The following is an 11725-nucleotide window of genomic DNA, read 5'->3' on the forward strand; positions in this document are numbered from 1 at the left end:
CACAACCGCGCCGGGCATCGCGGGCGCACCCGCTGCCGCCAGGGCGACCAGCGGCGTCCCGCCGCCCTGAGCGGAGGCCAGGTAGGCCGTCGCGACCCCCGCGCCCACCGCGAGCGGGAGCACGATCAACGACAGCCGGTGCGAGACTTCGGTCGCTTCCGAGGCGACGATCGTGCAGCGTGCGCACTGGCTGAGATGGTCGGTCGCGCGGGTGTGGTCACGGCGTCCGAGGTTGTTGCGGGCGTAGGCGCCGAGGTGCTCGATCGTCCACTGGCACTCCGAGCCGGGCTCGGCGTTGCGCAGGTGAGCTTGGATCCAGGCTTCGCGCAGCCCCTCCCGCGCTCGGAACGCGAGCTGCGCCACCGCGGTGGGCTTCATGCCCAGCAGCGGCGCGATCTCGGCCGGCTTCATCTGTTCGATCTCGGTGTACCAGAGGATCTCCTGCCACCGTGTCGGCAGCGAGCGGAACGCCCGGTTGGTCAGGCTGCGGTCCAGGGCCTCGTCGGTGGTGTGCGCAACGGCTTCGGGGTCGGGAACCGTTTCAAGTTCGTCCATCGCGGACTCGCGCTTGGCTCGGCCCCATCCGGCGGCGGTGTTGCGGATGCTTGTGAACAGGTACGCCCGAAACGCGCCCGTCGGCCCGCCGCCCTTCTGGATCGCGCTGAAGATGCGGGCATAGGCTTCCTGCACCAGATCGTCCGGGTCGAGGCTCGAGGTCACCGAACGGGCCACCGTGATACCGGCGCGATAGTGGCGCTGCCACAACTGCCCGAACGCGCCAGCCTCTCCCGCCCGCGTGCGCTGCACGAGGTCGGCATCGGAGACGTCGTTCACGTCCGCGGTGTCATCGGGGTCCATCGATCTCATCCCGGGGTTGGGGCATCCTCACCCAGAGAGACGGCTCCGCCCCCGCTTTATTATGTGCCTGCCTCCATTGTGGACCACCCGGTCGGGGGCCCGATGAAAAAGTTCTGCGAATCGCGTAATGAACGCGGGCGGGGTGCATCTCTCAGTGTGAATGGCTCTGCTGTCCCGAATGCAGCAGGGATTCGTTCGGCCGGGGCTGTGAAATCGGGGGATCCTCACAGCGCTCTGACGGGGGAACGGTGGGGGGCGATGCGGGGGCATCGCCCCCCACCATCTCGTTACCGCGACGCGACACTCGCTCCCGCCGTCCACACCTCGCGCACCGACAGTTCGCCATCCAGCAGCACGGCGTCGGCGGGTGAGCCGACCGCGAGCGACCCGCAGCAGCCGTCCACGCCGATGGCGCGCGCCGGCACCCGGGTCACGGCGGCCACCGCATCGGGCAGCGGCACGCCGATGCCGGTCACCATCCGCAGCGCCGCATCCTGCGTCAGCGTCGACCCGGCGATCGAGTCGCCCTCGGTCAGGCGCGCGGTTCCGTTCGTGACGGTGACGGCCAGCCCGCCCAATGCGTACTGCCCGTCGCCGGCGGCCGCGGCCGCCATGGCGTCGGTGATCAGGGCCACACGTCCGGGCGCGCACTGGAAAGCGAGGGCGACGACGTCGGGATGCACGTGAACGCCGTCGGCGATGAGTTCGAGGGTCACCCGCGGATCGCGCATCGCCGCGACGACCGGACCGGGGGCGCGGTGGTGGATGCCCGGCATCGCATTGAAAGCGTGCGTGAGCAGCGTCGCTCCGGCGTCGAAGGCGGCCGCCGCCTGCTCCGCCGTGGCATTGGTATGCCCGACCGCGACGGTGACACCGGCATCCGTGAAGGCGCGGATGGCGTCCAGCCCGCCCTCACGCTCGGGGGCGATCGTCACCTGGCGGATGGTGCCCCGCCCGGCCGCGATGAGCCGTTCGACCTCGGACGGGTGCGGGGCGCGCAACAGATGCTCGGTGTGCGCGCCCTTGTGGCCGGGGTCCAGGAAGGGGCCTTCCAAGTGGCTGCCGAGGACGGTCGCGTCGGTGTCGGTGAGGTCGGCGATCATGGCCACGCGGGCGCAGAGGTCGTCGATCGATGCCGTGACCAGGGAGAGGACCGCGCGCGTCGTGCCGCGGGCGCGGTGGGCGGCGCGGGCCACCGCGACGGCATCCGGCCCGTCGTCGAACGCGCCGCCGCCGCCGCCGTGACCGTGGATGTCGACGAAGCCCGGCGTGAGCCACATCCCGGCGGCGTCGATCGCATGCGCCCGCACGGGAAGACGCTGCCACGACGTGCCGACACCGCGTCCGGTGACCAGCCCATCGGTGAAGGCCACCCAGGCGTCGTCATGGATCGCGCCGTCGTCGACCAGTCGAACGCCGTGCACGATGACGGTCACGGGACCTCCATGAGCAACTCTGAGGGGATGCGGGGGATGTAAAGATACCTAACAAAAGGTCTCTTCGAGACTACTCCGCGGCTCCCCGGAACGAAACCCGTCCGCGCACTCGACCAGGAGCGCCGGCGCGCGGCGCCATCGGATATGCTCGGACACGTCGCGACTGGCGTTAAGGTGGGCCACCACCGGGGAGCGACCGACACGGCATCCGACCGCGCGCCTGGGTCGGACTCGTGAGGCGCCGTCGCAGGGCATCGGCGCCCGTATCCGATTCCCGTCGTCAGGAGAGTCATGACCGATTCCTACTTCACCGCGCCCCTGTCCGAAGTCGACCCCGAGATCGCCGACGTGCTCGACCGCGAACTCGAGCGCCAGCGCACGTACCTCGAGATGATCGCCTCGGAGAACTTCGTGCCCGTCTCCGTGCTGCAGTCCCAGGGTTCGGTGCTGACCAACAAGTACGCCGAGGGCTACCCGGGCCGCCGCTACTACGGCGGATGCGAAGTGGTCGATGTGGCGGAAGAACTCGCGATGGAGCGGGCCAAGGCGCTGTTCGGGGCCGCGTACGCGAACGTGCAGCCGCACTCCGGCGCATCCGCGAACGCCGCCGTCCTCCACGCGATCGCCCAGCCCGGCGACACGCTGCTGGGTCTCTCGCTCGATCACGGCGGGCACCTCACGCACGGCATGAAGCTGAACTTCTCCGGCACGCTCTACAACGTCGTCGCCTACGAAGTCGACCCCGAGACCAGCGTCATCGATATGGACGAGGTGCGCCGGCTCGCGCTCGAGCACCGACCCCGCGTCATCATCGCCGGGTGGTCGGCCTACCCCCGTCAGCTCGATTTTGCGGCGTTCCGCGCCATCGCCGACGAGGTGGGTGCGTTGCTATGGGTCGACATGGCTCACTTCGCCGGACTGGTCGCGGGTGGCCAGCATCCCTCTCCCGTCCCGCACGCGCACGTCGTGTCGTCCACTGTCCACAAGACGATCGCCGGTCCGCGCTCGGGCTTCATCCTCACCAACGACGCCGACCTCGCCAAGAAGATCAACACGGCGGTGTTTCCCGGGCAGCAGGGCGGGCCCCTCATGCACGCCATCGCGGCCAAGGCGACCGCGTTCAAGCTGGCCGCGACGGACGAGTTCCGGGAGCGGCAGGAGCGGACCGTGCGCGGGGCGAAGATCATCGCCGAGCGGTTCCGGCAGCAGGATGTCGTCGACGCCGGCATCTCGCTGCGCTCCGGTGGCACCGATGTGCATCTGCTGCTCATCGATCTGCGCAACGCGGCGCTGGACGGCCGCGCCGCCGAAGACCTGCTGCACGAGATCCACATCACCGTCAATCGCAACTCGGTGCCCAACGACCCGCGCCCGCCGCTGATCACGTCGGGGTTGCGACTCGGGACTCCGGCGCTGGCCACCCGCGGGTTCGGTGACGCCGAGTTCACCGAGCTCGCCGACATCGTGGCGCTCGCTCTGCAGCCCGGCGCCGACGTGGCCGCGCTGCGTGCCCGGGTGGATGCCCTGGCCTCCGCCTTCCCCCTCTACCCCGGACTGCAGCAGTAGCACCCCCGCCCCGCCCCGCCCCGCAGTCCGTGGTGCGGGGTCAGGGGAGGACGCGGCTGAGGAAGGTGCGGGTGCGCGCGTGGCGCGGGGCGCCGAACACCTGCGTGGGCGGGCCCTCTTCGAGGATCGTCCCGGCGTCGAGGAAGACGACACGGTCGGCCACATCCCGCGCGAACGCCATCTCGTGGGTCGCCATCAGGATGGTGGCGCCGTCGGCGGCGAGCTGACGCACGAGGTCGAGCACCTCGCCCACCAGTTCCGGGTCCAGCGCCGAGGTGATCTCGTCGAGCAGCAGCACCTCGGGATCGCCGGCCAACGCCCGCACGATCGCGGCGCGCTGCTGTTGCCCGCCGGACAGCCGGTCGGGATGCTGCCGCGCCTGCTCGGCGAGCCCGATGCGTTCCAGCAGCGCCAGCGCGCGCTCCTCGGCATCGCGTCGCGGCTCGCGTCGCACCACCCGCGACGCGAGCGTCACGTTGTCGAGCACCGACAGATGCGGAAACAGGTTGTAGCTCTGGAACACGGCCCCGAACCGCGCCCGCACCCGGTTGGCGTCCACCCGCGGGTCGGAGATGTCCTCCTCGCCCAGGAAGATCTGCCCGTCGTCGATCGGTTCGAGCAGATTCAGGCACCGCAGCAGCGTCGACTTGCCCGATCCGCTTGCCCCGATCAGTGTTACGACCTCGTGCGCCGACAGGGAGAGATCCACGCCGCGCAGCACCGGGCGCGACCCGAACGACTTCCAGAGCCCTGTGGCCCGCAGTACCGCGCTCACAGAATCGCCCCCGCCTGCTCGCGGTCGCGCAGTTTCGCGGTGTACCAGTCGGTGAGGCGGATGCTGGGCACCGCCAGCAGGATGAACAGCAGCCCGGCGACGACGTACGGTGTGAAGTTGTAGGTCTGCGCCGCGACGAGCTGCGCACCCCGGACGGCATCCACCGCGCCGAGGATCGAGATGAGCCCGACGTCCTTCTGCATCGAGATGAAGTCGTTCATGAGCGGCGGGGTCATCTTGCGCAGAGCCTGGGGCAGCACCACGCGTCGCAACGTCTGCCCGTAGCCGAGGCCCAGGGCGCGTGCCGCCAGGCGCTGCGAGGGATGCACGGCTTCGATGCCGGCGCGGATCACCTCGGCCACATACGAGGAGTAGGTGAGGGTTACCGCGAGCACGCCGAGCACGACCGGATGGATGCGCTGGTCCAGCAGTGTCGGCAGCCCGAACCCGACCAGGAACAGCACGATGATGAACGGCACGCCGCGGAACACGTCGGTGTAGACGGCGGCGATCACCCGCAGCGGAAAGAACACCGGTCCGCGCAGGGTCCGCAGCACCGCGACCAGCAGGGCGACGGCAGCGACGGTGAACACCGCGTACAGCAGCACCTGCAGGTTGATGAGGAACCCGTCCCACACCCGCGGCAACGACCGCAGCGCGATCTCGGGGTCGAAGAACGCCTGCTGCACCGCCGCCCAGCCGGGTGTGCGCACGACGAAGAGCCATACCAGCACGGCGAACGCGAGAGTGGATGCCGCCGCCACCAGCACCGACCGCTGTGTCTGGCGGCGGCGGTAGGCGCGGCGCTGCGACTCCAGCGGGCTCGGCGTGTGCGGCGCGGTCACGGGACGACGTTAGCGGACGGGCCGCGTCCGCGCCCGTGCGGGCGGCGGATGGCGGCGGTCATGGCATCCGCGTCACTGCAGGAGGGTGACGCCCTGGCCCGCGCCGAGCCATTCGTCGGCGAGCGCGTCGAGGGTGCCGTCTTCGCGCAGTTCGTCAACGGCCGCCGTGACGACGGGGGTCAGCGGCGAGTCCTTCGCCAGCAGCAGCCCCCACTCGTCGGGTACACCCGCGGCGGGCAGTTCACCGACGATGAACGAGTCCTCGATGTACACCGCGGTGGCCAGGAATGCGGTCGGCAGGTCTAGGACGAGCGCGTCGATCTGGTTCGCCGACAGCGCCGCGACGGCGTCTTCGTTCGAGTCGAACAACAGCGGGTCGACGTTCGGTGCGATCGCCTCGTCGATCGTGATAGCGCTGGTCGACCCGGCCATCGCACCGAGGGTCAGGCCCTTGAGGCCGTCGAGTGAGTCGACGTCGTCGGCCGCGCCGCCGGTGACGGCCACCACGGCCTGGCTGGCGGAGTAGTACGGCGACGAGAAGTCGACGGCCTGCGTGCGTTCGTCGGTGATCGTGTACTGCTGGATGTTGAAGTCGAACGTCTTCGGTCCGGGCGCGATCGCGGCCTCGAAGCTCGTGCGCACCCACTCCACGTCGTCGTGGGCGAACCCGAGCTTGTCGGCCACGGCGTACGCGATCGCCGCCTCGAACCCCTCGCCGCTGGCGGGGTCGTCGTCGATGACGTACGGGTAGTACGCGATGTCGCCGGTGGCGATCGTGAGCTTGCCGGGAGTGATGTAGCCCTCCTCGGCGGCGGCGGTCTCGCCGGCTTCCTCGGTCGGTGTCGAGGCGTTCGAGCAGCCCGTCGCCAGCAGGGCGACGAGGGTCGTGGCGGTCACGAGGGCGGTGCGCAGCGCGGAGCGCGACATGGGGCCTCCAAAGTCTGTGGGGCGGGACGTCTCTGAGCAGAGGGCCGGCGGCGCGCATCGGGGGAACTGCGCGACATGCCTTTCCCATCCTGCCCCGTTCAGCGGCGACGGATGTGCGAATGCGACACGGAACGTCACATCCGGGCGAGAACGCTACGATCCCAACTCGTCCAGCATACGGCGCTGCTCGGCGGTGAGGCCGTCGGACAGTTCGGCGCGGCCCTCCCGAGCGGCCGGCGACTCCGGTGCGGCGGGTTGCTCGGAACCGCCGCGCAACCCGGCATCGGCGCGGTCGTACAACGACCCGGCGCCGGCCTCGATCTTGTCGGAGACCGCCGCGTAGACGAGCCAGCCGATCGCGATGATGATCGGCGGCAGGATGTATGCCCAGAACCAGCCGCCGGCGCGCACCGGTGTCAGCCACAGTGTCAGCACCCAGACGCACGCTGCAACCCCGAGCGCCACGAGCAGTTGCACGAACCACTCACCGACGCGGCTGCGGGGCCGATCGGTGTGGGCGAAGCCCGCGAACATCTTGCGGATCAGCGGGGTGAGGAACATCTCGATGAGGGTGAACACGAGCGCCGCGATGAACACTGCGAACCCGACCCGGGCGGGCGTGAGCCATCCGATCACGAGCAGCACGACCGCGTTGAACACGTACAACGATGCGAACCTGATGACCCACTTCCTCATGCCTCCACTGTGCCACGTCTGGGCGTCGTTACGGCAGGTCCCGTCGAACCCCGTAGGGTGGCGAGGTGAACGTCGTCGTGGGGAACGTGTCGGGCCAACTCGTGGAGCAGTGGATCGAGCGGCTGACGCCGTACTTCTGGCCTCTCGTGGGGGGCATCGTCGCGCTGTATGTCGTGGTGAAGTTGTGGCGCTTCCTCCGCTCCGCAGCGACAACGTACGGGTCCGTGGGAATGTTTGGAAAAGGGCGCGGCACAGCCCCGGCGGACTACACCGAGCACCACCGGGTGCGCTGGCACGCAGACCCCGCCCGGTTCACCCCGGCCCCGGAACACTGGTCGCTCGGGGTGACGGCGGTCTACGGCATCTGCGCCGGCGATCCGTGGGACAGGCTGACCGAGGGCAACCACGAGCAGACACGTCTCGCCCTCGCGGAGGCGTGGGGAATCCGATCGCGGCCGCAGATGCTCGCGCAGATCTACGGCTTGCTGCGCGAAGGACACCGGGTGTGGTTGGAGGATCTCGCGAGCGGACGCGTGATGCCGATGCGGGATGATCAAGAGCAGGCCTGGCAGGTCGCACAGGCCCAAGCAAATCACCGCGGTGTGCGCGACGTACGGTTCGACGCCTGGGACCTGGTGCGGGCGGCCATGTTGACGCGCTCCGGCTACGCGCTGGAGTGGCTCACCGACTCCGAAGCCGTCGACACGCTGAACCTGATCTCCGCTCACCTGCAGGCGCGCTACGCCTCCTGGGAGGAGATGGGGGATCACTTCCTGCGCGCGCGGTGGTTCTGGAACAGCGCCGACGGAATCGAGGAGAAGCAGAACGACGCTCACGACATCAGCCGCCAGGCCGCGCTGCTGGCGCCGATCACCGGCCCGTGGTCGCGTCTGCCCTGGCGGCAACCGCTCCCGGAGTCGCGCCTGGTTCTCCTCGACTCGCTGATCCGTGAAGGATTGGTCGAACAGGTTCCTGAGCACGCGCACACCCCGCTCGCCGAGAAACTCGACGCCGCGGCGGCGGAGCGACTCGCCCGATGAGTTCGCTCATCGAAGCCGTGCAGGACCTGCCCGCCTCCGTCCTGGTCCCCGCCGCTTTCACACTCGTGGGGACCGTGATCGGGCTGTGGATCCGTCGCCGCCGCGAGAAGCGGGGCGAGTTGGGCCCGGGGGTCAGGGATACAATCCTCGAACCGCTGGGGTACTTGCCCGCTGATCTTCGGCACGGCGTCGCCCCCACCCCGACTCGGAGTGCTGAGGATCGCTGGCTGCTCGGGTTGGCTGCACCGTTTGTCGAGGGCGCCGGCATGCTCCACGACCGGTGGAGCCTCGTGCCGGCGCGCACGAACGCCGCCTGGAATCGGCACCTGCGTGAGGTCGCGACCCGGCGCGGGGTTGTGAATTCGCGGGACTGGAAACGTCAGGTGAAGCGGTTCGAGATCGGCCTCGCCGACATCCCGGGCAGCGCCGAAGGCGACCCGCTTCGCGCGTGGGAGGTGGCACATCTCGCGATCACCCTCCGCCTCGGAGTCGCCCTCCGTCACACGACGGCCCGATCGGCTCGGGCGCGTCTGGCGGCCGCCGCGGCGCCGATGCGCACGCGTTTCGCGGACTGGTACCGCTTCGGCGACGCGTTCGTTCAGGCGGCCGAGTGGCTCTTACCCGGCCGCACCTACGACCTGCGTGCCGACACGCGCCTGCTGTATGCCGAGGGCGGCCCGTGGCATGATCCGGCCTGGCCGCAGTGAGGCCGGTAGACGCCCCGAGACGGCCCGTTCGGGGACGCCGTCAGTAGGAGGCGCGTTCGGTGGCGTCGGCGGCGGGGACCCAGCGCGCTGCGAAGGCTTCGGAGGCCCGGGCCAGCATCGCGACGTCGGCGCCGACGAGCAGGAACGACGCGCCCGCCTCGACATAGGCGTCGGCTGCGGCCGGGTCGAACGCGTTGACCCCGGCGGGCTTTCCGGCCGAGCGGATGCCGTCGAACGCGCGTCGCACGGAGGCGACCACGTCCGGGTGTGTCTGCTGACCGAGCAGTCCCATCGAGGCGGCCAGGTCGCTCGGGCCGACGAAGACGCCGTCGATCCCGTCGACGGCGGCGATCGCGGCGGCGTTGTCGACGCCCTGAGCCGTCTCGACCTGAACGAACAACGACACGTACCGGTCGGCGTGCTGCAGATAGTCCTCGACGCGGTTCCAGCGGGCCGAGCGGGCCAACGCCGACCCCACGCCGCGGATGCCGCGCGGCGGGTAGCGCACCGCCCGCACGAGCTCCTCGGCTTCGGCCGCGGACTGCACCATCGGCACCAAGATGTTCTGCGCGCCCGTGTCGAGGACCTGCTTGAGGGTGACGGCATCCCCGATCGGTACCCGTACGACGGGCGTCGTGTCGTAGCCCGCGATCGCCTGCAACTGGGCGAGCACGACCGGCAACGACAGCGGAGAGTGCTCCATGTCGATCAGGATCCAGTCCATGCCCGCGCCGGCGAGGATCTCCGCCGCCAGCGGCGACCCGGAGCAGGTCCACAGGCCCGCGAGAGGCCGGTCCGCGGCGGCGAGGCGGTCGCGGAACGTGGGGGTCAGACGAAACGACATGTGATGGTTCCCATCGGTCCGTAGTCGGCGTGGACCGTGTCGCCGCGTTCGACCCACATGGGCCGGGTGAACGATCCCGCCAGGATGATCTCGCCCGCCTCCAGCCGTGCGCCGTGCTGGTGGAACTTGTCGGCCAGCCACGCAACCCCACGGGCCGGGTGGCCGAGCACGCCGGCGGCGACGCCGGTCTCCTCGATCTCGCCGTTGCGGGAGAGCACGCCCGGCACCCACGGCAGATCGACCTCGTCGACGCGTTTGCGCGTCGTGCCGAGCACCATGCCGCCGTACGCCGCGTTGTCGCTGATGGTGTCGACGATCGTGCGCCCTTCCATCTGAATGTGCGAGTTGAGCACTTCCAAGGCAGGCACGACGTAGTCGGTGGCGGCCAGCACGGCCTCCAGCGTGCAGTCGGGACCCTCCAGCGGGGCCGCCAGCACGAAGGCCAGCTCCACCTCGATGCGCACGTTCGAGAACAGCTCGACCGGAATCTCGGCGCCGTCCTGGTACACCGTGTCGTCGAACATCACGCCGTAGTCGGGCTCGGTGATGCCGGTGGCCTGCTGCATCGCCTTCGAGGTGAGCCCGATCTTTCGCCCCACCAGGGTCCGGCCCGCCGCGATCATTCGGTCGCGCCACACCCCCTGGATCGCGTACGAGTCCTCGATCGTGGCATCCGGGTAACGAGCCGTGATCCGCGGGATCACTCCGTGAATGCGGTCGGCCTCGGCCAGCTCCGCGGCGATCTGGCCGATCGTGTCCTGCTGCAACATGCGTCTCCTTCGCGAGGGGGAGCGGGGGATGCCGGGATGGCCGGCATCCCCCGCCGGATTCGGGTGTTACAGCTGGTTGCCCAGCTTGTACTCGCCCTGCTTCCACTCGGGCATGGCCTCGGTGTCTTCGGCGCGGGTGTAGCTGAACCCGTCGGCGCCGATCGTGACCGCCAGCTCGGTGTCCTCGGTACGCGCGATCACCGCCTGCGGATTGCCGTCGAGGTCGAGCACGAGCGAGCCCTCGGTGTACCAGCTGGGGACGACGGGGTTGCCCCACCAGTCGCGGCGCTGGTTGTCGTGCACGTCCCACGTGACCACCGGGTTGTCGGGGTCGCCGGTGTAGTAGTCCTGCGTGTAGATCTCGACGCGGTGCCCGTCGGGGTCGCGCAGGTACAGGTAGAACGCGTTGCTCACGCCGTGACGGCCCGGGCCGCGCTCGATGCTGTCCGAGAGGCGCAGGGCGCCCAGCTTGTCGCAGATGGCGAGGATGTTGTGCTTCTCGTGGGTCGAGAAGGCGACGTGGTGCATGCGCGGGCCGTCGCCGCCGGTCATGGCGGTGTCGTGCACGGTGGGCTTGCGTCGCATCCACGCCGCGTACACGGTGCCCGCGTCGTCCTGGATGTCCTCGGTCACCCGGAACCCGAGGTCCTGCATGAACTTCGTGGCCCGCGGTACGTCGGGGGTGATCTGGTTGAAGTGGTCCAGGCGCACCAGGGCCCCGGGCGAGTAGAGGTCGTAGCGCCACGCGAGCCGCTCGACGTGGTCGACGTCGTAGAAGAACTCGTACGGGAACCCGAGCGGGTCGACGACGCGCACCGAGTCGCCGATGCCCTTGGTGAAGCCCTCCGCGCGGCGCTCCACCCGGCATCCCAGCTCGGTGTAGAACGCGACGGCGGCGTCGAGCTCCTGGGGGCTGCGCACCCGGTAGCTGAACGCGGCGACCGCGGCGACCGGCCCCTGCCGCAGCACGAGGTTGTGGTGGATGAACTCCTCCATCGAACGCAGGTACACGGCGTTGTCGTCCTCGTCGCTGACGACGAGACCGAGCACATCGACGTAGAACTTGCGCGACGCCGCCAGGTCGGTCACGACGAGCTCCATGTACGCGCAGCGCAGGATGTCGGGTGCAGGCACCGACGGCGTCGGCACCGGGTTGTCGGTGTTGATGGGTGCTTCCTGGCTCACGTAGAAGCCGGCGGAGGTCAGCGTGCGGTCTTGCGGATTGGTCATGTCAGCGTCCTTGCGTATCCGAGGCCCCGCG

12 protein-coding genes and 1 riboswitch are annotated in these 11725 nt (G+C 69.8%); of the genes, 3 read left to right on the forward strand and 9 right to left on the reverse strand.

Annotated features, from left to right (window positions below; all coding sequences use genetic code 11):
- A partial coding sequence (locus ACK5KK_RS15660; protein ID WP_416891013.1) for a sigma-70 family RNA polymerase sigma factor occupies positions 1-858 on the reverse strand: 858 nt, incomplete at its 3' end.
- A gap of 287 nt (positions 859-1145) precedes the next feature.
- Positions 1146-2294 (reverse strand): N-acetylglucosamine-6-phosphate deacetylase, encoded by a 1149-nt coding sequence (gene nagA / locus ACK5KK_RS15665; protein ID WP_416891014.1) that lies wholly within the window; start codon positions 2292-2294, stop codon positions 1146-1148.
- A 149-nt stretch (positions 2295-2443) separates the two neighbouring features.
- Positions 2444-2527: riboswitch (ZMP/ZTP riboswitch) on the forward strand.
- Positions 2528-2585: 58 nt separating this feature from the next.
- Between nagA and glyA the strand changes: the two genes are divergently transcribed.
- Complete coding sequence (gene glyA, locus ACK5KK_RS15670) at positions 2586-3860, forward strand: serine hydroxymethyltransferase (RefSeq protein WP_416891015.1); 1275 nt, start codon at positions 2586-2588, stop codon at positions 3858-3860.
- Between the two features lie 40 nt (positions 3861-3900).
- Here the strand turns inward: glyA and ACK5KK_RS15675 are convergent, their stop codons facing one another.
- From ACK5KK_RS15675 to ACK5KK_RS15690, 4 genes are all read right to left on the reverse strand, one after another.
- Positions 3901-4635: an amino acid ABC transporter ATP-binding protein gene (locus ACK5KK_RS15675; RefSeq protein WP_416891016.1), complete on the reverse strand. Its 735-nt coding sequence runs from the start codon at positions 4633-4635 to the stop codon at positions 3901-3903.
- The gene (locus ACK5KK_RS15680) at positions 4632-5480 is read right to left on the reverse strand and encodes an amino acid ABC transporter permease (RefSeq protein ID WP_416891017.1); all 849 of its coding nucleotides are present in this window, start codon (positions 5478-5480) and stop codon (positions 4632-4634) included. The genes ACK5KK_RS15675 and ACK5KK_RS15680 overlap by 4 nt, the downstream gene beginning before the upstream one ends.
- 72 nt (positions 5481-5552) lie before the next feature.
- Positions 5553-6407, reverse strand: coding sequence for an ABC transporter substrate-binding protein (locus ACK5KK_RS15685; RefSeq protein WP_416891018.1), 855 nt, complete (start codon positions 6405-6407; stop codon positions 5553-5555).
- A gap of 153 nt (positions 6408-6560) precedes the next feature.
- A complete protein-coding gene (locus tag ACK5KK_RS15690) occupies positions 6561-7103 on the reverse strand; it encodes a hypothetical protein (protein WP_416891019.1) in 543 nt (180 codons plus the stop codon).
- Between the two features lie 65 nt (positions 7104-7168).
- Here ACK5KK_RS15690 and ACK5KK_RS15695 point away from each other — a divergent pair, with 65 nt between their 5' ends.
- Positions 7169-8143 carry a DUF1266 domain-containing protein gene (locus tag ACK5KK_RS15695; protein ID WP_416891020.1) on the forward strand — a complete coding sequence of 325 codons (975 nt, stop codon included), beginning with the start codon at positions 7169-7171 and terminating at the stop codon, positions 8141-8143.
- Positions 8140-8850, forward strand: a complete 711-nt coding sequence (locus ACK5KK_RS15700; protein WP_416891021.1) for a hypothetical protein — start codon at positions 8140-8142, stop codon at positions 8848-8850. Before ACK5KK_RS15695 ends, ACK5KK_RS15700 begins: the two co-directional genes overlap by 4 nt.
- Before the next feature lie 40 nt (positions 8851-8890).
- On the opposite strand, the gene ACK5KK_RS15705 is transcribed toward ACK5KK_RS15700, so the two are convergent.
- The 3 genes from ACK5KK_RS15705 to hpaD all read right to left on the reverse strand — a co-directional run bounded on the left by ACK5KK_RS15705 (position 8891) and on the right by hpaD (position 11694).
- Complete coding sequence (locus ACK5KK_RS15705) at positions 8891-9694, reverse strand: HpcH/HpaI aldolase family protein (protein WP_416891022.1); 804 nt, start codon at positions 9692-9694, stop codon at positions 8891-8893.
- Complete coding sequence (gene hpaH / locus ACK5KK_RS15710; protein WP_416891023.1) at positions 9679-10464, reverse strand: 2-oxo-hept-4-ene-1,7-dioate hydratase; 786 nt, start codon at positions 10462-10464, stop codon at positions 9679-9681. Before hpaH ends, ACK5KK_RS15705 begins: the two co-directional genes overlap by 16 nt.
- Before the next feature lie 66 nt (positions 10465-10530).
- Complete coding sequence (gene hpaD / locus ACK5KK_RS15715; protein WP_416891024.1) at positions 10531-11694, reverse strand: 3,4-dihydroxyphenylacetate 2,3-dioxygenase; 1164 nt, start codon at positions 11692-11694, stop codon at positions 10531-10533.
- Between the last annotated feature and the right edge of the window lie 31 nt (positions 11695-11725).

This window comes from Microbacterium sp., from assembly GCF_047972865.1.
GTDB lineage: Bacteria > Actinomycetota > Actinomycetes > Actinomycetales > Microbacteriaceae > Microbacterium.

What these genes read in the sequence shown, in the direction of transcription:
- glyA (WP_416891015.1), top strand. Translation starts at nt 2,586, where the DNA reads ATGACCGATTCCTACTTCACCGCGCCCCTGTCCGAAGTCGACCCCGAG.
- ACK5KK_RS15685 (WP_416891018.1), bottom strand. Translation starts at nt 6,407, where the DNA reads ATGTCGCGCTCCGCGCTGCGCACCGCCCTCGTGACCGCCACGACCCTC.
- hpaD (WP_416891024.1), bottom strand. Translation starts at nt 11,694, where the DNA reads ATGACCAATCCGCAAGACCGCACGCTGACCTCCGCCGGCTTCTACGTG.
- hpaH (WP_416891023.1), bottom strand. Translation starts at nt 10,464, where the DNA reads ATGTTGCAGCAGGACACGATCGGCCAGATCGCCGCGGAGCTGGCCGAG.
- ACK5KK_RS15690 (WP_416891019.1), bottom strand. Translation starts at nt 7,103, where the DNA reads ATGAGGAAGTGGGTCATCAGGTTCGCATCGTTGTACGTGTTCAACGCG.
- ACK5KK_RS15700 (WP_416891021.1), top strand. Translation starts at nt 8,140, where the DNA reads ATGAGTTCGCTCATCGAAGCCGTGCAGGACCTGCCCGCCTCCGTCCTG.
- ACK5KK_RS15705 (WP_416891022.1), bottom strand. Translation starts at nt 9,694, where the DNA reads ATGTCGTTTCGTCTGACCCCCACGTTCCGCGACCGCCTCGCCGCCGCG.